At 54.7% G+C, this 21,618-nt stretch carries 20 protein-coding genes; 15 read left to right on the forward strand and 5 right to left on the reverse strand.

Features of this window, described 5'->3' with window-relative positions; translation table 11 throughout:
* The first annotated feature begins 97 nt into the window (after positions 1 to 97).
* The 8 genes from nfsA (at position 98) to AAFN83_RS01750 (ending at position 5,872) form a co-directional block, all read left to right on the forward strand.
* Entirely contained in the window at positions 98 to 853 is a 756-nt protein-coding gene (gene nfsA, locus AAFN83_RS01715; protein WP_347766621.1) for an oxygen-insensitive NADPH nitroreductase, read from the forward strand.
* A 79-nt stretch (positions 854 to 932) separates the two neighbouring features.
* Positions 933 to 1,235, forward strand: a complete 303-nt coding sequence (locus AAFN83_RS01720) for a HesB/IscA family protein (protein WP_347766622.1) — start codon at positions 933 to 935, stop codon at positions 1,233 to 1,235.
* Positions 1,235 to 1,462 carry a DUF1450 domain-containing protein gene (locus AAFN83_RS01725; RefSeq protein ID WP_347766623.1) on the forward strand — a complete coding sequence of 76 codons (228 nt, stop codon included), beginning with the start codon at positions 1,235 to 1,237 and terminating at the stop codon, positions 1,460 to 1,462. Before AAFN83_RS01720 ends, AAFN83_RS01725 begins: the two co-directional genes overlap by 1 nt.
* A gap of 116 nt (positions 1,463 to 1,578) precedes the next feature.
* The gene (locus AAFN83_RS01730; protein ID WP_347766624.1) at positions 1,579 to 2,433 is read left to right on the forward strand and encodes a hypothetical protein; all 855 of its coding nucleotides are present in this window, start codon (positions 1,579 to 1,581) and stop codon (positions 2,431 to 2,433) included.
* Between the two features lie 72 nt (positions 2,434 to 2,505).
* Positions 2,506 to 3,771: an MDR family MFS transporter gene (locus tag AAFN83_RS01735; protein ID WP_347766625.1), complete on the forward strand. Its 1,266-nt coding sequence runs from the start codon at positions 2,506 to 2,508 to the stop codon at positions 3,769 to 3,771.
* A gap of 303 nt (positions 3,772 to 4,074) precedes the next feature.
* A complete protein-coding gene (locus tag AAFN83_RS01740) occupies positions 4,075 to 4,677 on the forward strand; it encodes a matrixin family metalloprotease (protein ID WP_347766626.1) in 603 nt (200 codons plus the stop codon).
* Positions 4,678 to 4,690: 13 nt separating this feature from the next.
* On the forward strand, positions 4,691 to 5,329 hold the full coding sequence (locus AAFN83_RS01745) for a hypothetical protein (RefSeq protein WP_347766627.1): 639 nt from the start codon (positions 4,691 to 4,693) through the stop codon (positions 5,327 to 5,329).
* Between the two features lie 135 nt (positions 5,330 to 5,464).
* Positions 5,465 to 5,872: a hypothetical protein gene (locus AAFN83_RS01750; RefSeq protein WP_347766628.1), complete on the forward strand. Its 408-nt coding sequence runs from the start codon at positions 5,465 to 5,467 to the stop codon at positions 5,870 to 5,872.
* A 70-nt stretch (positions 5,873 to 5,942) separates the two neighbouring features.
* On the opposite strand, the gene AAFN83_RS01755 is transcribed toward AAFN83_RS01750, so the two are convergent.
* The 3 genes from AAFN83_RS01755 to AAFN83_RS01765 all read right to left on the reverse strand — a co-directional run bounded on the left by AAFN83_RS01755 (position 5,943) and on the right by AAFN83_RS01765 (position 10,555).
* The gene (locus AAFN83_RS01755) at positions 5,943 to 8,117 is read right to left on the reverse strand and encodes a DNA topoisomerase III (RefSeq protein ID WP_347766629.1); all 2,175 of its coding nucleotides are present in this window, start codon (positions 8,115 to 8,117) and stop codon (positions 5,943 to 5,945) included.
* Positions 8,117 to 9,337 carry a DUF116 domain-containing protein gene (locus AAFN83_RS01760; RefSeq protein WP_347766630.1) on the reverse strand — a complete coding sequence of 407 codons (1,221 nt, stop codon included), beginning with the start codon at positions 9,335 to 9,337 and terminating at the stop codon, positions 8,117 to 8,119. The genes AAFN83_RS01755 and AAFN83_RS01760 overlap by 1 nt, the downstream gene beginning before the upstream one ends.
* Before the next feature lie 69 nt (positions 9,338 to 9,406).
* The gene (locus AAFN83_RS01765; RefSeq protein ID WP_347766631.1) at positions 9,407 to 10,555 is read right to left on the reverse strand and encodes a THUMP domain-containing class I SAM-dependent RNA methyltransferase; all 1,149 of its coding nucleotides are present in this window, start codon (positions 10,553 to 10,555) and stop codon (positions 9,407 to 9,409) included.
* A gap of 158 nt (positions 10,556 to 10,713) precedes the next feature.
* On the opposite strand from AAFN83_RS01765, the gene AAFN83_RS01770 reads away from it, so the two are divergent.
* Positions 10,714 to 11,352 (forward strand): O-methyltransferase, encoded by a 639-nt coding sequence (locus AAFN83_RS01770; RefSeq protein WP_347766632.1) that lies wholly within the window; start codon positions 10,714 to 10,716, stop codon positions 11,350 to 11,352.
* 66 nt (positions 11,353 to 11,418) lie between these two features.
* On the opposite strand, the gene AAFN83_RS01775 is transcribed toward AAFN83_RS01770, so the two are convergent.
* Both AAFN83_RS01775 and AAFN83_RS01780 read right to left on the reverse strand, forming a co-directional pair.
* Positions 11,419 to 13,368 (reverse strand): methyl-accepting chemotaxis protein, encoded by a 1,950-nt coding sequence (locus tag AAFN83_RS01775; protein ID WP_347766633.1) that lies wholly within the window; start codon positions 13,366 to 13,368, stop codon positions 11,419 to 11,421.
* A 164-nt stretch (positions 13,369 to 13,532) separates the two neighbouring features.
* Positions 13,533 to 14,747 (reverse strand): MFS transporter, encoded by a 1,215-nt coding sequence (locus AAFN83_RS01780; protein ID WP_347766634.1) that lies wholly within the window; start codon positions 14,745 to 14,747, stop codon positions 13,533 to 13,535.
* A gap of 189 nt (positions 14,748 to 14,936) precedes the next feature.
* Here AAFN83_RS01780 and AAFN83_RS01785 point away from each other — a divergent pair, with 189 nt between their 5' ends.
* The 6 genes from AAFN83_RS01785 (at position 14,937) to AAFN83_RS01810 (ending at position 21,468) form a co-directional block, all read left to right on the forward strand.
* Positions 14,937 to 16,283: a CapA family protein gene (locus AAFN83_RS01785; protein ID WP_347766635.1), complete on the forward strand. Its 1,347-nt coding sequence runs from the start codon at positions 14,937 to 14,939 to the stop codon at positions 16,281 to 16,283.
* A gap of 12 nt (positions 16,284 to 16,295) precedes the next feature.
* Positions 16,296 to 16,961 (forward strand): fumarylacetoacetate hydrolase family protein, encoded by a 666-nt coding sequence (locus AAFN83_RS01790; protein WP_347766636.1) that lies wholly within the window; start codon positions 16,296 to 16,298, stop codon positions 16,959 to 16,961.
* Positions 16,961 to 17,872, forward strand: coding sequence for a DUF92 domain-containing protein (locus tag AAFN83_RS01795; RefSeq protein ID WP_347766637.1), 912 nt, complete (start codon positions 16,961 to 16,963; stop codon positions 17,870 to 17,872). The genes AAFN83_RS01790 and AAFN83_RS01795 overlap by 1 nt, the downstream gene beginning before the upstream one ends.
* Positions 17,873 to 17,902: 30 nt before the next feature.
* Positions 17,903 to 18,511 carry a GNAT family N-acetyltransferase gene (locus AAFN83_RS01800; RefSeq protein ID WP_347766638.1) on the forward strand — a complete coding sequence of 203 codons (609 nt, stop codon included), beginning with the start codon at positions 17,903 to 17,905 and terminating at the stop codon, positions 18,509 to 18,511.
* A 196-nt stretch (positions 18,512 to 18,707) separates the two neighbouring features.
* The gene (locus tag AAFN83_RS01805) at positions 18,708 to 20,612 is read left to right on the forward strand and encodes a sensor histidine kinase (RefSeq protein WP_347766639.1); all 1,905 of its coding nucleotides are present in this window, start codon (positions 18,708 to 18,710) and stop codon (positions 20,610 to 20,612) included.
* The gene (locus AAFN83_RS01810; protein ID WP_347766640.1) at positions 20,590 to 21,468 is read left to right on the forward strand and encodes a response regulator; all 879 of its coding nucleotides are present in this window, start codon (positions 20,590 to 20,592) and stop codon (positions 21,466 to 21,468) included. Before AAFN83_RS01805 ends, AAFN83_RS01810 begins: the two co-directional genes overlap by 23 nt.
* Positions 21,469 to 21,618 lie beyond the last annotated feature (150 nt).

Below are 21,618 nucleotides of genomic sequence, written 5' to 3' on the forward strand. Positions count from 1 at the left end.
ACCGGGGTTCCGTGTGGCCGCTATTGCCATTGTATCGTATGGAGACCAAACCGTCACGGAGCTATACGAGAAGAAACCAAGCAGAGGAGGCTGTAAAATGGCAACAACCGATCATGAAACGCTTCGCATTCTCATGAACCACCGCTCGATACGTCGGTACAAGCCCGATCCCGTCGGAGATGATGTGCTCTTGCAGCTCGTTCAAGCCGCCCAAATGGCCTCTACTTCCAGCGGAGTGCAGGCTTTCAGCGTCATTTCCGTGCGCAATCCCGACACCAAGAAGAAGCTGGCTGCCCTAAGCGGCAATCAAGTGTACGTCGAGGAGTGCCCCTTGTTTCTCGTCTGGTGCGCGGATATGCACCGCCTGGAAATCGCTGGAACCGTAGGAGTGGGGGAACCGGTGAAGTCGGCTCGCAATACCGAGCAGTTTCTGATCGCGACGGTCGATGTTGCGCTTGCAGCCCAGAATGCGGCCATCGCAGCGGAAGCGATGGGACTCGGTATGGTCTACATCGGCGGGATTCGCAACCACATCGATGAGGTTAGCGAACTGCTCGGTCTGCCGGAGCTGGTCTATCCCGTGTTCGGCATGTGCATAGGCTACCCGGATCAAGAGCCGCTTCTCCGTCCCCGTCTGCCTTTGGAGGCGGTTTTGCATGAGGAGCGCTATGACGATACCCGGCAGGCCGATCACATATCCGCATACGATCAGGTATACCGGGCTTATATGAGCGAACGCTCCGGCGGGAAGCTGACAGGCTCCTGGTCGGAAGCAATGGCAGCGAAGATTCCGGTTCCCGCTCGAACGCACCTCCTCGCCTATTTGGAGAAGCAGGGCTTCCGCTTGGAATGAAGGTCGCTAGATTCGGTTGCTTCGGGCAACCGTTTCTTTTACAATAGAAACAAATTGCAGCAGCAAGGAGAGAACAAGAATGAACGCAAAAATCACCCGCAATGCGGCCAAAGTGATTCAACGAGAATTAGATAACGAAACGGACAAGGAGCTGAAGCTCCGCGTCAAGATCACGCATAAACACGGGGACCACGCTCACTATGCCATGGATTTGGACAAGCCGGGCGAGCATGACGAGGTCGTAGAGACCGATAAAGGCATCACCCTTATCCTCGATCGCCGGGAGCCGCTCCTGGACGGCGTGAAGGTCGATTATCTCTATTTCCCGCAGGAAGGCTTTGTCGTGACGAACCCGAGCAAGGGGAACAACGGGGACCATTAATGGGGAAGAAGAATGAATTCCAGATCTGCCCCAAGTGCAAGCACATCAAGCCGAAGAAGCTTAAGTCTGAGCTTGCGGAGCTTGTGCCGGATGCCAAAATCCGGTTGGGCTGCATGTCCTATTGCGAGCCGTGCAAGCGGTCGCCGCTTCTGTACGTGAACGGCCGCTACATTACCGCGGCTACCCAGGAAGAATTAATCGAGAAGTCCAAGTCCTTTCTCAAGTAAATCCGTATACCCGATTTCGAAGGGCGCCATTTTGGCGCTCTTCGCTGTGAGCGGCGATGGTTGCATTCGGCGGATAGCCGCCTCTAGGATAGCCTTGCATCGAGGGGAGGGGGAGCATGAGCAAGCTGGATTATCCATTCTGGAGTTATGGCATTGTTCTGGCCGCGATCGTGCTCCCGCCCGGTTTTGGAGGCATCGATCTCGCGCTCTTGATTTTCCGCGGCAGCTTTGCCGCGATGTTGACACTTCTAGCGCTTCTTCGCTTCGAAGCCTCTTCCGGCTTGGATGAGAAGATGCGACAGGTGAGGAGAGGGGCTTGGAGCGGCACGGCTCTAGTGCTTCTCTTTGCCATTCTACTCGGATGGGCGGCGAAGGAATGGCTGCCTGAAGCCCGCACCGGTTGGGTTGCCATCGCCTCCTCCAGCATCGTTCTCTCCTTTGGCCTGAGGCTGCACAGCAGCGAGCGAACGGCGGCATGGAGGCATCAGGTGAGCATGAGCGCGGCCAATGATCAGGAAGATACGGCAGGCAGATCGTTTTTCCGTCACTCGCTGCTTCCTCTTCTCGCCGCGGGGGTCATCTTGCGCGACGGACTGGAGGCGGCTCTCTACATACCCGCTCTTATGCTCTCGCTGAATTCCGTTTCCCTGGGAATAGGCGTTTTGTTGGGACTGCTTCTGGTTGGATTCGGGCGGACCGTTCTTCCCCGCCTTTCCGGACAGCGGCCGTTGCGCCGGCTATCGTGCCTGATGCCGGCCCTTACGCTGTTTTTGGGGCTTCGCCTATTCGGGCTTGGCGTCATCATGCTTCAGCAGGCTGGACTCATGCGGGAAACCCCTTTTCCTTATTGGCCGTATCCTGCCACTTGGGAATGGCTGCTGTCTCAGCTCGGGCTGCTCCTCGCCATGAGCTTGGCGGCACATCGGTTTCGTAAGCACAGCAATGCCTTCATTCATCAGATCAATCTATAAAGCCCGTTCTTACGCGTTTCGCTTCAACCAACCCGGGTTTACATGTCTTATCTGCCGCAAAGGAGCTGTGTCGTGAGTTTATCATCCCTTGCTGCCCGTTTGCGCGAGCTTCCGTCCCGGACCGGGGGGTACCTGCGGGATTTTCATCCTGTGGTTCATACCCTCGTGCTCGGAACGGTGCTGGCTCGGGCGGCTTCCAGTATGAGCATTCCGTTTCTCGCCATATATCTGGCCCGGTATAGCGATGCCGGTATAGTCGCCAACAGCTTGATCATTGGGATGTCGTCCTTGGCGGGTACCTTTGGCGGGTTCATCGGGGGAACCATTTCCGATCGGATCGGACGCAAGACTGTCATGATGGCCGCTCTTTTTTGCTGGAGTCTCGTGTTTATCGGCTTCGGCCTCGCCCGCGACCCGCTCGCCTTCGTGTTTCTCAACCTGGTGAACGGGCTTTGCCGATCCTTCTACGAGCCGGTTTCGCAGGCGCTCATGGCGGATTTGACTCCAAAGGAAAAACGCTTCAAGGTCTTTTCCATGCGTTATTTCGCGATCAATGTCGGGGTAGCCGTTGGGCCGCTGGCAGGAGCTTACTTTAGCACACGAAACGCTTCCCTTGCCTTCTTCTTGACAGGAGTCATCTACTTCCTCTATGCGATCGTCCTGCAACTGCTCTTGACTCGCTTCGGCATTCGTCGGATCGAAGGGGAGACCAATCGGGAAGCGACCTTTAAACGAGCCGTCGGCGTCATTCGCCGGGATGTAAAGTTCCGCTATTTTCTGATCGGCTCGATGATCGGGTCGATCAGCTACTCGCAGATGAATGTCTCGCTTCCTCAATACCTCGAACTCAGTCCGAGTATACCCAACAGTGTTGAGCTTTTCGGGATTTTGCTCAGCGTTAATGCCATTACGGTGATTCTGCTGCAGCTGCCGCTTACGTCCTGGAGCGGGCGCAAAACGCCGGTCACCTCCATCGTGATGGGGAATGCGATGTTCGCGCTCGGCAACATCGGCTACGCGTTCTCTCATCATGAGGCAGCCTTCCTCGTTTCGATGTTCCTGTTTACGCTGGGAGAAATCCTCTGTTTTCCGGCGGGGAATCTGCTCATCGACGGGATCGCCCCGGACGGCATGAGAGGAACCTATTTCGGAGCGCAGTCCCTTCAAAACATCGGCCAGTTTCTCGGGCCTTTGATCGGAGGGCTTCTGCTGAAGGAAGCGAGCGGAATGGTGCTGTTCACGGGAATGGCGGTGCTCTGTTTGGCAGGCACCTGGTTTTACATCCAGGGGGACCGCTTGAAGGTACCCCATGCAGCGGTACACGCGAAATCGAGTTAGGTTTCTTCTTGTACTTTTATATGTCGATTTGAATGATTCTCTATTCAGGTCAGCCAGTTCTTTCTGGCTGGCTTCTTTACTTTTGGTATAGCCACGATGGATTTTCTGTTTGATATAGCTTAACTTTTTCATACCAGGTATAAAAATCGAATCTATTTTAAACCTAAAGATTGTTAGGAACATAAAAATCTTAAATTAGTTCTTATTTATATAAAAAGAAAAATATGTTGTAAAAATCCATATTATAGTTTATGCTGACACTTGTTAAGTTATAATGACAATAAATGTAATGGAGGTTGAAGAATGAAACAGAAAAAGCTATTTTTTATTTCTATCGGTATTATTTCAGTTACGTCATTAATGATAGGCGGATTGACAGCGCATGCATATAATTTATTTTCAAATCACTGGAAGGCGAGTACTAACTTTAACTATTCAGTTGGGTCTGATATAAGTGCTGCGGGTGTTACATCAATAACAATTGCTGACAATCAATATAATAATCCTGGATGGTATAATAATGCATTTACTAGAAAGGTTTATTTTCAAAACTTGAACTCTTCAAACTCCATAAAAGCATATACTCAAAACTATAAAAATGAGATATTCAAAACTAATTATGGCACTGGGGAATCACTAATGGTGACACAACGATGGAATTCGGGAGGCAATACTGTAGAAGCGGATGTACTAATTAATACATCCTATTATTGGTCAAATGAATCGGTTTGTCCGCCTGGAAATTATGATCTTTCTACAGTAATGCTTCATGAATTTGGCCATGTACTCGGTCTAGATCATAGTGAAAACACAAAAGCGATCATGAGACCAACGTTTAAAGCAACGGAAATGCAACGTACTTTAGATAAGGATGATATAAACGGATATAATGCTATCAATTGGTGAAAGGGAGTTTAAAATGAGAAATAAGAAGACCTCTTTTTTATTTTTATCAACAGCTATTATCATGGGTACCATAGGATTTCTTGGTTATAACGCTCTCGGAACCTCGCCAAAAGATGCAATTTTCATTCATCAGTCACTTCCGAAATTAGACACCTCCATTCTTTCCTCTGATTCTGATCTAATTGTAAGAGGACAGGTAAAGGAAATTATGGATGCTGAATGGAATACGATTGACAAGAAGGCACCTATTGAGCCCTCTGGATTTGATGTTGTTTATACCGATGTTAAAGTCGGTGTAAAGGAAGTCATTAAAGGGAGCTCTGATAACGAGATTGTTGTGCGAGTTTATGCTGGGAAAGCTTCTGAAGGAGTTGAAGTTATTAATGACGGTGAAAGTAGCTTTGAAAATGGGGAAGAAATTATATTATTCTTAATTCCAGATCGTACTCCGTTTAACAAAGAAAATGAACATGGGCATTACAGAGTAATGGGAGGATACCAAGGAAAATATCTAATTGAGGGTCAAACTGGCCTAAGTAAACAAGTAACAAATCAATTCGAAAACAAAAATCTGAATTACCTTCTTCAAGAAATAGAAAATAGTAAATACAAGCCAAAGCAAATTATAGAGAATATAGAAGGAAAGTTGTAATATAATGAATCACCCTTTTTATCGTTGTTTGGTAAAAAGGGTGATTCTTTTTGATAAAGGGTTAATGTTATATTTTTCATTGTGAGCAACATTCATGTTGTTCTATTCGTTATTATGGCAAGGAGGCGATAAGAAATGAAAAAATTGGTTGCAATAATCGGCATCGCTTTGATTATCTTGTCAGGCTGCTCAAAACCGGAAAAGGCACCTGTTGCAGAGAAGATGGAAAGCGATACTATACAGGAAGGTGTTCTTCAAGGAACGGCCTCTGTAGAAAAAGATGGAGCGAAAACAACAATAGAGTATTCTTTCGAAAATACAAGCAGTATAAAAGTGACCATTTTTGGAGGAGCGACTTACCAATTGGTAAGGGATCAGAAAGTAATTGAGGAAGGCTCAGTTCCAGTCGCCGATTATATCTCCCTTAATCCTGGAGAGAAATATAAGGATCGTGTGACCTTTTCTGATTTAGAGCCTGGGAGTTATCGCGTGGATATTAATTGGAACAAAGGAAAGATAGCAACAGAGTTTGTTGTACCTTAAGTTAGAAAAAGGGAAGCCCCGAGCCAAAGCTCAGGGCTTCCCTTCTTGTCTTCCTGCCAGCGAGGAGGCGTTAGTCCTTCTTCTCCATGGCGGCCTTCAACGCATCGGCAAGGCTGTTGCCGACGGATTCTTTCTCGGTATAGCGGGTGAGGAGATCCTTATTCTCCCTGGAGTTCTTGCGCCCTCTGCCGCCGCCGCTTCCTTGAGCACTTCCGTCGTTGTCGAGCATTTCGACCAAGTTGCAGGGACGGCATTGAAAGAACTTGCCTGCCTTGCCGCTGCGAAGCTCCATCTTCTTGTGGCATTGGGGGCAGCGGTGATTGGTCAAGTTCGGCTCCGCCGAGCGGCGGTATTGGCATTCCCGACTGGAGCAGACGAGGCTCTTGCCGCGCTTCGTCTTGATCTCCTGCAGCCGTTCCCCGCATTCCGGGCAGCGGCTCGCCGTCAGATTGTGCGGCTTGTACTCCGCTTCGCTCGCCTTGACGCCGGCTACGAGCCGGGAGGCTTGCTCCCGGATCTGATGCATGAAGCGCTCGGCGTCTCCCTTGCCGTGTGCGATCGCCTCCAGCTCGCGCTCCCAGTTGGCCGTGAGCTCCGGGGTGCGAAGCTCGGGAGCCGCCAGCTCAATGAGCTGAAAGCCCTTGCCTGTCGGCACGAGGCGGGACCCGCTGCGCTCGATGGTATCGGTCGAGACCAGCTTCTCGATCAGATCGGCGCGGGTAGCCGGCGTGCCGAGTCCGTTCTTATCCATCGCGCCAAGCAGGGCCGCTTCGGTGTACCGGGCGGGCGGCTGAGTGAAGCCGCGCTCCAGGATCGCCTTATGGACGGGCAGGCTTTCGCCTTTTGCCACATCCGGCAGCATCTGCTTGCGCACGGACAAGCCATCCGAGGGGGTATCCTCCTCGGAATCCTCCCCATCGCCGTCTGTCATCCCGCTGTCCTGGTAGACGGTCCTCCAGCCGGGCTCCCGCTCGACACGTCCGGAAGCATGCAGCTTCTCGCCTCCGGCTTCGAGAACCAAGGTGGTCTCTTCATAGCGGCTGACCGGGTAGAAGAGGGAGAGGAAGCGGCGGACGATGAGGTCGTACAGCTTCCGTTCTTCGACGGATAGTGCTCCGAGGTTGACATATTCATCGGTAGGGATGATTGCATGGTGATCGCTCACCTTGGTGTCGTCAACGATCCGCTTGGTCACTGCAAGAGGCTTGACGAGGAGCGTACGGGCCAGCTTGGCGTAAGGCCCGACGGCAATCCGTTCGATTCGCCCTTTGAGCGTGGGGACCATGTCCTGAGTCAAATAACGGGAATCGGTACGCGGATAGGTGACCAGCTTGTGCTGTTCGTAAAGCCTTTGCAGGACCGTAGACGTCTGCTTGGCACTGAATCCGTAGCGCTTGTTGGCGTCGCGCTGCAGCTCGGTGAGGTCGTACGCAAGCGGCTGCGGAACGGTTTTCTCCTGGCGAGTCAGTTGAGTCACCCTGGCGGTTTTGCCGTTTATGGCAGCTGCGACGCGATCGGCGGCTTCCCGCTCGAAGATCCGGCTGTCGCCGCTTGTCGGCTGCCGCCACCAGGCTTTAAACCGGCCCAAATCGGCGGCGACGGTCCAATATTCCTTGGGCTGAAACGCCTTGATCTCCTGATCGCGACGCACCAGAAGGCCGAGGGTCGGCGTCTGAACGCGGCCGGCGGAGAGCTGCGCCTGATGCTTGGTAGTGAGAGCCCGGGTCACGTTCAATCCGATCAGCCAGTCGGCTTCCGCTCGGCAGACGGCGGAGCGATAGAGGCGGTCATAGTCTTTGCCGGGTTTGAGCGACGCGAAGCCTTGCCGTATCGCTTGATCGGTCTGGGAAGAGATCCAGAGCCGCTTGAACGGCTTCTTCCAGCGAACCAGCTCCATGATCCAACGGGCGACGAGTTCACCTTCCCGCCCGGCGTCGGTGGCGATGACCAGTTCGCCGAGATCGGCGCGCTTTGCCAGCTCTTGGATGCCGCGGAACTGGTGCTGGGTCTCCCGCATCACCTTGAGGCGAAGCTTGTCCGGGAGGATGGGGAGCGATTCCAGCTCCCAGGTTTTCCACTTGGCGTCATAATCCTCCGGCTCGGCCAAGGTGACGAGATGGCCGAGCGCCCAGGTGACGACATAGCGCGGCCCTTCGAAGGCATGCTTGCTTTTATTCGTAGCGCCGAGGACGCGAGCGAGCTCCTTGGCTACGCTCGGTTTTTCGGCGAGGACGAGAGTTTTCATCAGGATCTCCTTGTGGAACGTATCGTGTTCGGTGGGGTCTCAAGCAGGGAGAGGAGCCGCTCCAGATCGAAGTCGGTCGGCTTGCCGACCGGATGCCAATGCTTGCGGCAGGAGCAGGAATCCAGCAGCACGCACTGAGAAGGAATGCCTGCTTTCCTCAGCTTGAGCCCGCCGTCAATAAGGGTGGCGGCACAGGCGATGCCGATGACACCGGTTCCTTCCGCTCGAAGCCTTTGGAGGGCTTCGGGTTGAAAGATGCCGGACAGGTGCGGCATGATTCGTACCTGAAAGTCTTGCTGCCGGCTGAGAGCCGTTAGGGTCCGAACCCGACAGTTCGGGGAGCATTCGGTACAAGTGAGGCCGAAATCAGCCTGTTCTGCCGGGCAGCTTGACCCCCGAAGGGCGAGACAGCCCGGAACAAGCACAAGCTGACGAGCGGCAGCTTCATAATCGGGCCGGTAGGCCCGGCTGAGCAAATCCGCACCGGTCATTTGCAAGTGATAAACCGCACGGGGCTTAGCTCGCAGGAGCAAGTCTTCCCGTTGTGGAGAAGAGGCCCGTTCTCGTTCGCGAAAACGCTCCACCTCTTCCGTATAGGGGTGCAGAAGCTCCACGCTTCGATGAACAAACCAATCGCCCAGCTCAATGAAGTCGTCCAGAACGTTCGCCAGGTTCGAGCTGCGAAGGGCGCCTTCGGCTTCCTGCTTCCAGCGGGTGAGGAAGGCTTTCGCCATCGCGGCCTCGCGGTCATACTCGCCAGAGGACCGCAGCCAGTTGGCAAAGCGGGCCCAGGCGGCGGTTGTGAGCCAGAGCCGCAGGTGATCGCGCTCCTCGCCGGGGGAATCCTCTCCTCGAGCCGGGAGCATCAAGCCTGCCGTTCGCGCGAGGAGAGGATCAAGCCAGCTCCGTGACGAGGCGGGCAGTGTCGTTCGCAACTGCAGAAGCCGGCGGCGGGCGAACGAAATCGACCGGCTGACCCGCTGCGCCTTTCGGCCATATTCACGCCACAGCACGCTTAGGGCAAGCAGGTCGTACACCGGCTCTAGGGTTTTGCCTTGTGCTTCAATAGAGGAAACGGGCCGGCCGGTGTAAAACCGATACAAGTCGGCACAGCGGTATGCGATCTCCTCGACGGTTTCATCAGCGAGCTGCGCAGTCAGCTCGTAAAACCGGCGAGAAGGAGTGTTTCCCGGACGAAGCGAATAGGGCGGTTGGATCAAGGTTTTCTTCCTCCCGTGCTTACCAGATCCTCTCTTTTGCTGAATCTGGAGCATTAAGGTTTCAGTCCCTCACTTGGAGTCGCGGGAATAGAGAGGGCCTTTGCCGAAGAATTGATAGTAGGTGCATTCGATTCGGCCGTTGAACAGCTTGCGCTTCTTGTTCGCCGGCCTTCCGATGTAGTGCTCCATCTGCTTGCTCGGCGTGATCACGAAGGTAGACCAACTGTCTTCGGTGAGGAGAATCGAGCCGAGATCGCGCAGGGCGAATGTGGCCTCATCTTTATCCCCAAGCCGCTCCCCGTAGGGCGGATTCGTGATCAGACAGCCGCTTTCTCCAGACAAGTGAACCTTGGCTACCGGGAGCACCTTTAGCTTCAGTTCCTTGGCTAACCCGGCACTCTTGGCCGCGGCTTGGGCGACCTCAATCGCATTCGGATCAATATCCGAACCTGTAATCTCAAGGGGAATGTCGTCCTTGACGGCATCGTAGGCTTCTTCACGAGCTTGCTCCCAGAGCTCTTCCGACACGCGAGGCCAACTCTCCGCAGAGAAGTGCCGACGAAGGCCGGGCGCGATATTCCATCCCATCAAAGCGGCTTCGACAGGAATCGTTCCCGAGCCGCAGAAGGGATCATAGAGCGGTCGGTCCGGGCGCCAGCGGCTGAGTTGAATCAGAGCGGCGGCCATCGTCTCCTTGAGCGGGGCTTCCGTCACCAGCTTGCGATACCCTCGTTTGTGGAGGCTCGGTCCGGTTGTGTCCAACGTCAGCAGAGCACGGTCGTTCAACAGGGAAACCTCGATGACGTACCGCCCGCCGTTTTCCGGAAACCATTCCCGTTTGTAGCGCTGCTTCATTTTTTCGACGATGGCTTTTTTGACGATGCCCTGGCACGCAGGAACGCTGGACAGCTGGGATTTGTGGGAGCGTCCCTCTACGGGGAACTCGCCGGATTCGGGAATCCAATCGGGCCAGGAGAGCGCTTTTGTTCCCTCGAACAGCTCGTCGAAGGTGAGGGCTTTGAATTCGCCCATCTTGACCAGGACGCGGTCCGCGGTGCGAAGCCAGAGATTCGCCCGACAGATGGCCAACTCGTCTCCTTTAAAAGTAATGCGTCCGTTCTCGACCTGCATGTCCTCGTAGCCGAGCTCCTTGATTTCTCTTGCCACAATAGCTTCCAGCCCCATGGGGCAGGTTGCGATTAACTGAAGGCTAGCCATGAGACAACTCCGTTTCTCTAGGTTCGTGACCGTATGGGGAAGGCGCATTGTAACAAGCGCTGGAAACCCCTACAATAGATTAAGTATAGGGAAAGGAAAGCGGCTTGACAAATCAAGCTTTTTTCAAGCTTTTCGAATGAAAGGAAGGACCGTTCCACATGGATTTGACAGCAGGAGTTCGGTACGCAGAAGAACTATATTCGGCGGACGAGCCGTTAGAGGACGTGCTCGCTTCCATACGGGAAAAGGGCATGCCGGAAATCTCTGTATCCCCCGGATACGGACGGTTGCTCACCTTGCTTGTGCGGATGACGGGGGCCAAACAGGTTCTCGAAATTGGTGCACTCGGGGGATACAGCGGCATCTGCCTGGCGCGAGGGCTTACAGAAGGAGGACGCTTGCTCTCGCTGGAGCTGCGAGAGGATTATGCGGCTCTTGCACGCGACAACTTGAAGCGGGCCGGTTTTGAGGCCTGCACGGAAGTCCGGGTAGGGGATGCCCGAGAGCAGTTGGATGAGCTGATCCGAGAGGGGCGAAGCTTCGACCTGTTCTTCATCGATGCGGACAAGGTCTATGCCCCCGACTATCTGGACAAGGCGCTCGCTTTGGCGAAACCCGGGAGTGTGATTATCGGCGACAATGCCTTTTATCATGGAAAAGCCTACAATCCGGATAATCAAGGACCGGGTGCCATCGGCATTCGACGCTTCAACGAGCGGATGGCGACGGATTCCAGGCTGGAGAGCACGCTTCTGCCCGCTTACGATGGGATGACGATCGCCCGAGTTAAGGGATAAGTACGTTCATCAAACAAGACCCCCCGGCCTATCATACGGCCGGGGGGTCTTGTTTAAAAGGGTTGATCAGATTTCTTGCGGCATTAATGCTTTGCCGGTATCCCCAATGGCTTCCGGCCTGGCCGTGTCGATCCCTTCCTCGGAATCTTTGGATTCAGGCGCTTTCGTCTTGAACCGAGAGATCATGGCCTGCAGGTCCTCTGACATCCGGGCGAGTGCATCCGATGCGGAGGCAATGCTTTGCGTGTCCGCAAGCTGACGGCCCGATACTTCGACTAGCGCATGATTTTCGGTCACACTCGCCGTTGTGACCGCGGCTAAGCGATTCATCGAATGGACAATTTCACCGGAGCTCGCTGCAAGTTGCTCGACGGCGGCCGAGACGTCCTGTACTTGACCGGATACTCCGCTCACCGAGTCGTTGATCTTCTGGAAGGCTTGCCCCGCTCTCCCCAATTGAGCAGAGCCTTCTTGCACCTCTTGCGTGGTGATTCTCATCGATTTCAAAGCGCTGTCGGTATCGCGGCGGATGCCTTGGACGACATCGATGACATGGCTGGCCGATTCACCTGATTGCAGCGCGAGCTTCTTCACCTCTTGGGCTACCACGGTAAAGCCTTTGCCATGCTCCCCGGCTCGCGCCGCTTCAATCGAAGCGTTGAGGGCGAGCAGGTTTGTTTGCGCTGCAATTTCGGTGATGGTGCCGATCACTTGCTCGATTTCACTAGAGCGGGCGGCGAGGCCATCCAATACCCTCGAGAGCTCGTGAATGGACTGCCCGATGATCTCCATTTGCTGAATGGCATTTCGGATGGATCCGTTGCCGGATTTGGACAGCTCGGTGGAATCGTAAGCGGCATTGGCCACCAGTTGAACATGATCGGCGATCTGGGAGATGCCGATGGACATCTCTTGAATCGTCAGCTCGTTGTTGCGGAGCTCGCCCACTTGCTCCTGCGCGCTGTTTGCGAAGCGGAGAAGCGACTGGCCGATCTGCTCGGTCCTCTCCCGGCTGCTTGCGGAGGACACCAGCATGTTTTGGCTGGAACTCGCCACCGAATAGGCCGACTCGCGGATGTGATGAACGAATTCGTTCAGGTTCTCGAGCATTTGATTGAAGTAGAGCGCCAGCTCGCCCACTTCATCGTTGGAACGGACGGTGAGTCTGCCCGTGAGATCGGCTTCTCCTTCCGCGATAACCTTCAATTGCTGTGTAACTGCGCGGATGGGCTTGGAGATCCGCGAAGCGAGCAGGAGGGCGATCACGGCTCCGATCGCGATGGCGGCAGTCGTGATGCTGATGCTGATCCACAGCACCCACGAATTATAGGAATCGTATGTACGTTCTTGCTTCGTTATGTCCGTAAGGAGGTTCATTCGATAATTGATTAGGGAGTTTAACGCGGTATCCAAAGGGTTATTCCCGAACGCCTCCGCTGCTTGGTCTTTGTTTCCCGCTTCATAGAGGGAGAACGCCTCTTGGTTTGCCTTTTGATAAGCGGTCCAGGCCGTTTGGAAGGTGGTCAGAGCAGTCACGGTCGCTTCGTCATTGCTCTCCAGCATCGTCTTCACCTGCTGGTTCACTTGCGAGACTTGCATTTCATAGAGGGATTGCGGGTCCGAGCTTAGGGCGGGGGCGTTGTTGTCTCCGGAAGCATCGGCAGGCGGCAGCTCTCCAGATTCGGGAGCGGAAGGAGGGACCTCCCCTGCAGCCGACTCAGCCGTTGGATCAGGGGCAGGCGCATTCCCACCTGCTTGATCGGTCGGTGCTTGTCCGCCGGGTAATCCAGCCGTAGAAGCCGCATCGAGCAAATAGCGCGAAGCTTGAGCGTCGGTCGATCGGGTCAGATAGTTCAGCTTCTCGATGTTGGTGAGAGCATCCTTCTTCAACATCATGTTCTCATTGAGCTCGGAGGATTTCAGCTGAAGGAAGGTTGTCGCACTTACAGCGATGAAAAACAGAAACAGAATAAAGGAAATGCCGGTAATCAATTTGATGCGAACGGATCGGAACATAAGCAGGCCTCCATCTCGGTTGAATGATTCTTAAGAGAGAGCATACTGCTTTATGCCTAATCCAATATGAAGGGAACCTTAATCTGGCATGAATTTCGACACGGATGCCTCAATGTTCTGATCCGAACGACCTATCTTTCCATAATCCAGCTTCGAAGGCAGGGTTAAGCTCGATCTACCCGAGGAGAGCGGCGACGGTTGAGCGACTGCCTCACCCATACCGCATTCAGCAAGAGAAGCCCGGCCGAGACGAGAAAGACGCCTTTGATTCCGTAGAGGGGAGACAAGAGACCGCCGGTGACAGGACCGAGCACATTGCCGAGCGCGAGCATGCTGGTATTCAGGCTGTACGAGCGGCTTTCCATGCCGCCAGGTGTGAACTTGCGAATCAAGGAGTAAACGGAAGGGAGCAGTCCGCCCATAAACACCCCCTGCAAAAAACGCATAGCGAACAGATGCCAGACCGAGAAAACGAAAGCTTGCAGCACGAAGGTACAGGCCACTCCGATCAGGCAGAGATTCAACACTCGTTGGGAACCGTAGCGGTCGCCCAGCTTCCCGAGAAACGGGGAAACGATCATATTGGAAAGGCCGTTTGCCGAGCTGATCAAGCCCGCAACAAAGGCCAGGTTGGCGGTGTTCGGATAATAGAGATCCTGGATGAACAGAGGGAGCAGCTGGGAAGGCCCAAGCAGGGCGAATTGAAACAGGAAGCTGACCATGAACAAGGCAGGAAGCTGCTTCACATGCGCCAGCTCCCGGAAGCCTTCGATGAGGCTCACTTTGGGTACAGCGAGGGCGGCTTTGCGGTCGAATTGGTCATGCACCAGGAAGGTGACCAATAGTGAAGCCAGGAGCAACATGATGCCGGTTACGAAGAAGATGTTGCGGTACCCGATCGAATCCGCGAGCAGCCCGCCAATGAGGGGGCCGAGGATCGTGCCCGCCACGCCTCCCGATTGCAGTGTTCCCATTGCGAACCCGACTTTCTCCTTCGGGGTGGTAGCGGAGATCAGGGTAACGGATGCGGGATTGAAGCCCGAGATGGTGCCGTTCAGCAAGCGCAGGCCGAGCAGCATCCAGGGGGTGGTGGCAAAGCCCATGAGTCCCATGACGATCGCCATGCCGTAGCCGGAGCGCATAAGCATCATTTTCCGGCCATACCGGTCGGCAATTCCTCCCCATAGGGGCTGAAAGAGAAACGAGGTGATGAAATTCGATGAGAAAATCAGACTGGACCAGAGGGCCACTTGATGCGGATCGTGCAGCCCCATTTCCTGCAGGTAATAAGAGAGAAACGGGATGATCATTGTCGTTCCCGACATAACAAAAAACTGGCCGATCCAGAGGACCGCCAGGTTCATTTTCCATCGTTCCATTCGCAGCAGCGTCCCTTCGTGTAAGTAACATTCGTGCAGCTGTACGGTGCTCGCGTTAGTCAAGCATCCCCTTTACTTTACTCCAGTTGGCTGGGAATTGCCAGTCTTCGAACGCGTGCGAGTCTTCCAGGAGATTCTTTGGTATAATAGACAAGGCTTATTTTCCATCGATCATAAGGAGACAAATCCATGAATGCGAATCGTTCGAGCCGCACGGCGGCTCATCGCAAGAAGAGAAAGCGCCAGCAGGCGAGCCGTCTGCTTCTGGCTGCGGCCGTGGTCCTGATCATCTGGGGAGGATACAGCTATTGGAATCAGCGTACCGATCGGGAGGCAGCCCAGACTCCTTCGACCACGGAGCCTCCGCCGTCCGCTGCATCCGTAGAACCCTCGGCCTCCGTTGCTGCATCAGGCAGTCCGATTGGGGAAGAACCCACTCCGCAACCACCTGCCGAGAGTACTCTTCCTTCTCCTGTTGATACAGGGGGAGCAACGGCATCTTCGAATCCCTTGCCAACCGCATCCGCAGCGGAGTCGATCCTGACGGGCAGTCCCATTCCCTATGAGCCGGGTGTCTTCAACGATCCAGCCCGCGTGCAGATGAGCTTTGTCGGCGATGTGCTTTTGGGAAGTACGGTAGAGAAGCTTCTAACCACCTACGGCTATGATTATCCTTATCGCCAGATTCTGCCTTATCTCAAAAGAGCTGATGTGACGGTTGCCGATCTGGAGACGCCGATTACAAACGGAGCGGGAGCCAAGCAGGATAAGCAGTATGTATACACAAGCTCGCCCAGCACCTTGCCCGCCTTTAAGGACGCGGGCTTCGATCTGGTCAACTTGGCAAACAATCACGTGATGGACTATGGAGTGGAAGGCTTACTCGAAACGTTCCGTCACTTGGAAGATCAAGATATCCCGTATGTGGGGGCCGGACGCAATGCCAAGGAAGCCTTCTCTCCCGTCATCGTGGAGCGAAAGGGAATGAAGATTGCCTTTCTCGGCTTCAGCCGGGTCGTTCCCGATGCTTCCTGGAAAGCCGGAGCGTCCGCGCCTGGTGTGGCAGACACCTACAATTACACATTGCCGGTAGAGGCGATCAAGCAGGCGAAGGAGCAAGCGAACCTTGTCGTGGTCATCGCCCATTGGGGCGTGGAGCGGCAGGACATGCCAGAGGATTACCAGCGAGAGCTGGCTCATCGCTTCATTGACGCGGGAGCCGATCTGATTGTGGCCAGCCATCCCCATGTTCTGCAGGGGTTTGAACGCTACAAGGACAAATGGATTGCTTACAGCCTGGGCAACTTCATCTTCACGACGAACGATGTGGTCAAGACTTGGGACAGCACGGTCCTGGAGGCCTCCTGTACGCAGGACGGAGATTGTGCCTTAAATGCCGTTCCGGTGCTCACCAAGGCCGCCCAGCCGACGGTCATGCTGCCCGATGAAGCCAAGCAGCTGTTCCGACGGCTCACTTCGATTTCCTTTGGCGTGAAGGTGATGGATAACGGTAACATCGTCCCGGTGCGGCCATAGGGGGAGGATAACATGATGAGTCAGACAGCCAATGACATTCGCAATGTGTACGCCATCGGGCGGAATTATCGTCTGCATGCGGAAGAGTTGGGCAATGCGGTCCCCGATGAGCCGATGATTTTCCTGAAGCCCTCCCATGCGGTTGTTCCGGCAGACGGCCGGGTGCTCACGTTGCCCGGCAGTCAGGGAGAAGTTCATTATGAAGCGGAGGTTGTTCTTCGCATTCGCCGCCCTTATGAGAACGGCATCGCGGTGGAGGAGCTGGTGGACGGACTGGCGATGGGCATCGATTTTACTCTGCGAGATGTGCAAACCGTCTTGAAGGCAAAGGGCCATCCGTGGCTTGCGGCGAAAGGGTTCCTGGGGTCAGCTCCAGTAGGAACGTTTCGTCCCTTCCCGGGAGAGGCCGGCGTGCAGGACATTCCCTTTACCTTAAAGCACAATGGAAAAGAAGTTCAGCTCGGGTATATGCGTGACATGATTTTCCCCCTTTCGCGCATCCTGAAAGAGATCGGTACGCGCTACGGCCTTGGGCCGGGAGATTTGATCTTCACGGGAACTCCAGCAGGCGTCGGTCGGGTGAAGGACGGCGATCTTCTCGAGCTCTTCTGGAAGGAAGAGCGCTCGGGGCACGTTGTTCTTCATCTGGAGAGCGCGGATGAAGGGCGGGAGGCTTGATGGTGGAGTGGACGGAGCCGATTCCCTCCATTCTCCGCGACCTGCCGTTCTATGAGTGGCTCACTCCGGATCGAACCGGGCTCACGCCATGGGTCCTGGGCGCGTCGGGAGGAATCTTCGCCGGAGCCGGGGCCTATCGCAAGCGCAAGTTGACGGCTTCCGGCGCCTTGCTCGCCGCTCTGATCGGAGCGGTGCTGTATGCCGCGGGCTCGCTCGTCTGGTTTGCCGCGCTGCTCGCGTTCTTCTCCTCCTCCACCTTCTTCTCGAAGTGGAAGAGGCACAAGCGCCGCTTGGCCGAGCAGAGCTACGAGAAAGGCAGCACCCGCGATGCGGCCCAGGTTGCCGCGAACGGCCTCCTCGGCGCACTCTTCTGCGTAGCGGACCGGCTCTTTCCCGATCCGCTCTGGCTCGCGGGCTTTCTCGGCGTCATGGCAGCGGTCACCGCCGATACCTGGGCCACCGAGCTCGGCGGGCTGAGCAAGCGCGAGCCGCGCTCCATCTTGACCGGCAAGCGGGTGCCGGCGGGCACTTCGGGCGGCATCTCCGCCCTCGGCACGCTGGCCAGCGCAGCCGGTGCCTTGTTCATCGGCGTGTTCGGGGCGGCCTGCCTGTACCTGGTGCCGGAGCCGGCCGTACCGGCGAGCCCTTTCGTGCTCGCAGGGTTGGCCGCGTCCGCCTTCGCAGGCGGCTTTGTCGGCGCACTCGCCGATTCCTTGCTCGGTGCGACCGTGCAGCGCATGTACCGCTGCACGGAGTGCAGGCGGCTCCTGGAGCGCAAGGAGCATTGCGGCCGCCCGGCCTCTCTCGCCAGAGGCATCAAGTGGATGAATAACGATGCCGTCAACATAATCAGTTCGGTTGCCGGCGCTGTTGTATCGATTCTGCTCGCTCATCTGTTCATCGGTTTGTAACCCATTCAACTTAGAGAGGAGTCGCCGCGTATGAAAGCGAACAAGCCTGAGAACGGAGCAACCCAACCTCCTCGTCATCCCGAGGAAATCTTTCTGAGACCGCTGGAAAGGAAAGATGCCGAAGCTTTGCTTCAGCTTCGGCTGGCGAGTCGATCCAACTATGAATCGTTCCAGCCTGCCCGAGAGGATGCCTATTATACATTGTCCTCTCAGAAGGAAGAGATCGAGGAAGGGCTATTCGCTGCAGAGCAGGGGACCGACTATACCTTTGGAATATTCCGTGGCCCGGAGGAAGAACTGGCAGGCCGCATCCGCTTGTCGGCGGTCCATCGCGGCGTTTGGCAGAATGCCAACGTCGGCTATTTCGTGGGGGTTCCCTATCAGGGGCTTGGCTGTGGAACGGAAGCAGTAAAGCAGGCTGCTCGGTTCGCTTTTCTTGAGGCAGGGCTGCATCGCCTTCAAGCCGCAGTCATGCCATGGAACCATGCCTCTCTGCGCGTGATGGAGAAGGCGGGCTTTCGTCGGGAGGGCCTCGCTGAACGGTACTTGCGCATCAACGGAATTTGGGAGGACCATGTCCTGTTCGCGTTGACCGCCGAGGAACTGGAGAGAGACGAAGAATCTCATTCGAGTCCATGAGCGCTTGCCGAGTTAAAGAAGGCTGTCTCAAGCGTCATCGGAGATGAACGAGGAACAGCCTTAATTCTCACAATAACGAAATCAAAAGAAACCACCCCTTGGTAGAATGGAAGCGCGAGCAGCCATTTTCGGCAAAGGAGCGGTTTCTTTTGTGCCTTCATTTTGTGCCTACCAAATCTGCAATTGGGGAAATCAGATGACAAAACGTACGTTGACGCTCCTTATGATCACCCTGACCGGTCTGTTGATGCTTTTCATTCCGTCTTTTTTGAAGGATGGACGAACCTCGGAGGCAATCCCAGCGGCTCATCAAGGGAAAATGAATGCGGCTGGATGGGATGTTGCCAACAGCCCGGTCATCCGGCTGGACGGTCAGTGGGAGTTTTACTGGAACCGTCTGCTGACGCCTCAGGATTTTGCAGATGCCTCCCCGATTCCCGATGGATACATGCAGGTGCCTTCTCTCTGGAATGGAAAAACCATTAACGGCCAAAAGCTCCCCACCCACGGCTATGCAACCTATCGGCTGGTGCTGGAAAATACTCCGTATCAGGGAATGCTGGCGCTGAAAAAGGTGAATGTGCGCTTTTCCAGTCGAGTGTTTGTGAATGGGCAAGAGTTGCTTGCCGATGGTGTCCCCGCGCGAATGGCAGCAGAATACCGTTCCGGCAACACGCCGCAGTTGGGTTTTTTTGAGCATAAAGGGGGGCCCATCGAAATCATTGTGCAGCAAGCCAATTATGAATACATCAATTCCGGTATTCCGGCTTCGCTTGAGCTGGGCTTGGAGGAGTCCATGCTGCTGCAGCATCAGCAAAAGCATCTGATGTCGCTTTTAATATTTGGATTGTTATGCACGCTTGCCCTGCTGTACCTGATTTTCTTCCTGGTTACCCGGGACGGCGTACTGAGAAATCCCATGCTTCTGCTCTTCTCCCTGTTCTGTGTTTTGTTTGCGTTGGGGAACGGGCTGGCGGATCAGCGCTCTCTGCTGCTGCTTTGGCAGGACATCCCCTTTATCCTGGTCTTTAAACTCAAGGATTTCTTTCTCAGTGCCTGTTTTATCGTCCTGCTGTGGATTTTTTATCATTTTAAGAGCGGCCTGCTGCCGCTGCGCCTGGCCGTCACCATCTCGCTACTATACGCTTGTTATCTGGCGACCATTTTGGGGTTCCCTATCCAGACCTACCTCAGAATCCATGGGCTTGTGATGATCGCAAACACCGTTGTACTGCTGGGGCTGTTAGCCCGGTCCAGTTCTGTTTATATCAAAAAGGGAGAAGGGTTTCTGCTATTTACCGCCCTGTTATCCATAAATCTATATTCCGCCGATTCCATCCTGTTCTCCCTGGGGTTTGAGGAAAGTTCGAGTTTTTTGCAGATCTATATCATGTTTTTTACTGCGGTGATGATTGGGTATTTGTCCGTTGAATACCGCAGTACGGTAGCGCGCTTGAGAATCTCCATGCAGCAAGTTCAGGATGCGGAGATCGCTTTTCTGCGCGCGCAGATCAAGCCTCATTTCCTCTACAATTCCCTTGGCGTCATTGCGGCTCAGACGACACAGGAACCTCAGAAAGCGAAGAACCTGCTCTACGACCTGACCGATTACTTGCGGGGGAGCTTTCATTTCAAAACGCAGGACGGTAAAATTCCTCTTTCGGAGGAAATGAACACGGTCCGGGCGTATCTTTCCATTGAGCAGGCACGGTTTGACAATCTCCTGCGGATTGATTATGACATCGAGGAAAATTTGGATGCGATGGTTCCCCTTCTGTGCCTCCAGCCGATAGTAGAGAATGCTGTCCGTCACGGCATTTTCAAGCGGGCGGAGGGGGGCAGCGTGCGATTGCGAATTCATCGAAAGGACGACCTTGTCGTGATCCGGGTGGAGGACAACGGCTTAGGCATTCCGCAAGCGCAGCTGGAGAGGATACGCCGGGGAGACAGCGCCGGCGTGGGATTGAAGAATATTCAGCAGAGACTGGGGACACGTCGGGGTGCGGGTCTTGAACTAGAGAGTGCAGAAGGGGTAGGAACGGCGGTAACCCTCAAAATCCCTTATGAAGAGGTGCGGGATGCGGATTATTTTAGTGGATGATGAAGCGCCGCTGCTGCGGGAGATGGCGGAGCTGCTCTCCTGTTACCCGGATTTTGAGCTGGCGGGCAGCTACACCGATCCCCTGCAGGCGTTGGAGGAACTCGAAGCTACAAGGCCGGAGCTAGCCTTCCTGGATATTGAAATGCGCACCATGGACGGAATTGAGCTGGCGGAGCGGCTGCTGGCGAACAATCCGGAGCTGGATGTCCTGTTTGTAACCGCCTACAACCAATATGCGGTGATGGCCTTCGAGATCAACGCCATCGATTATCTCCTGAAGCCGGTGCGTCCCGAGCGGCTGGAAAAAGCGGTGGAGCGGATACGAAGAAAGCGGAGACGGACACAGGAGGCTAAGAAGCTGCAGATCCAGTTTTTCGGCAAGTTTACCTTGTATTACGGCAGTGAAGCGGTCAAATGGAGCAGGAGCAAGCCAAGGGAGCTGCTGGCCTATCTCCTCGCAAACGAGAGCATTTGGATGGATAAATACAAGATTTGCGATGATCTTTGGCCAGATAGCCCGCCCCATCAGGCACTGCGTAATTTGCAGACGGCGGTGTGGGCCATCCGCAAATGCCTGCGGGACTACGGGATATCGTCCATTCAAATCAGCTATGCCAACGACAGCTATCTGCTGAAGGTTGCAGCGGGGCAATGGGATCTGCGGCAGTATGATAAGGCGTTTACGTTGTATATGCAGGCCGACAGCTATGCTGCCGGGCAGGAGGCAGCAGAGTTGTACCGGGAGGGTTATTTGGCGTATGAAGATTGGCGTTGGGCGCTTCAAAGGCGAGCAGATTACGTCTTGAAGCAGCGGGAACTGCTGACAGGGTTATCAGCCGATAAGAAAGTGCCATAAGGTGTGCCTCGATTGGTGTTGAGAATCTGTAGAGATTTGCCTGCTAAAATGCGATTTGGATTATTGTCAAAAAAGGGCGAAATCTGACGATTTGCAGCATTCTCAAAGCCAGTAGCAATGAGGAGGAATTTATACGAGAAAGCACACTTA

The organism is Gorillibacterium sp. CAU 1737 (genome assembly GCF_039888655.1).
Classification (GTDB): domain Bacteria; phylum Bacillota; class Bacilli; order Paenibacillales; family NBRC-103111; genus Gorillibacterium.

Bases quoted from the DNA above. Each gene is read 5' to 3' on its own strand.
- nfsA (WP_347766621.1), top strand. From the start codon at position 98: ATGGCAACAACCGATCATGAAACGCTTCGCATTCTCATGAACCACCGC.
- AAFN83_RS01720 (WP_347766622.1), top strand. From the start codon at position 933: ATGAACGCAAAAATCACCCGCAATGCGGCCAAAGTGATTCAACGAGAA.
- AAFN83_RS01725 (WP_347766623.1), top strand. From the start codon at position 1,235: ATGGGGAAGAAGAATGAATTCCAGATCTGCCCCAAGTGCAAGCACATC.
- AAFN83_RS01730 (WP_347766624.1), top strand. From the start codon at position 1,579: ATGAGCAAGCTGGATTATCCATTCTGGAGTTATGGCATTGTTCTGGCC.
- AAFN83_RS01740 (WP_347766626.1), top strand. From the start codon at position 4,075: ATGAAACAGAAAAAGCTATTTTTTATTTCTATCGGTATTATTTCAGTT.
- AAFN83_RS01745 (WP_347766627.1), top strand. From the start codon at position 4,691: ATGAGAAATAAGAAGACCTCTTTTTTATTTTTATCAACAGCTATTATC.
- AAFN83_RS01750 (WP_347766628.1), top strand. From the start codon at position 5,465: ATGAAAAAATTGGTTGCAATAATCGGCATCGCTTTGATTATCTTGTCA.
- AAFN83_RS01755 (WP_347766629.1), bottom strand. From the start codon at position 8,117: ATGAAAACTCTCGTCCTCGCCGAAAAACCGAGCGTAGCCAAGGAGCTC.
- AAFN83_RS01765 (WP_347766631.1), bottom strand. From the start codon at position 10,555: ATGGCTAGCCTTCAGTTAATCGCAACCTGCCCCATGGGGCTGGAAGCT.
- AAFN83_RS01770 (WP_347766632.1), top strand. From the start codon at position 10,714: ATGGATTTGACAGCAGGAGTTCGGTACGCAGAAGAACTATATTCGGCG.
- AAFN83_RS01775 (WP_347766633.1), bottom strand. From the start codon at position 13,368: ATGTTCCGATCCGTTCGCATCAAATTGATTACCGGCATTTCCTTTATT.
- AAFN83_RS01780 (WP_347766634.1), bottom strand. From the start codon at position 14,747: ATGGAACGATGGAAAATGAACCTGGCGGTCCTCTGGATCGGCCAGTTT.
- AAFN83_RS01785 (WP_347766635.1), top strand. From the start codon at position 14,937: ATGAATGCGAATCGTTCGAGCCGCACGGCGGCTCATCGCAAGAAGAGA.
- AAFN83_RS01790 (WP_347766636.1), top strand. From the start codon at position 16,296: ATGATGAGTCAGACAGCCAATGACATTCGCAATGTGTACGCCATCGGG.
- AAFN83_RS01795 (WP_347766637.1), top strand. From the start codon at position 16,961: ATGGTGGAGTGGACGGAGCCGATTCCCTCCATTCTCCGCGACCTGCCG.
- AAFN83_RS01800 (WP_347766638.1), top strand. From the start codon at position 17,903: ATGAAAGCGAACAAGCCTGAGAACGGAGCAACCCAACCTCCTCGTCAT.
- AAFN83_RS01805 (WP_347766639.1), top strand. From the start codon at position 18,708: ATGACAAAACGTACGTTGACGCTCCTTATGATCACCCTGACCGGTCTG.
- AAFN83_RS01810 (WP_347766640.1), top strand. From the start codon at position 20,590: ATGCGGATTATTTTAGTGGATGATGAAGCGCCGCTGCTGCGGGAGATG.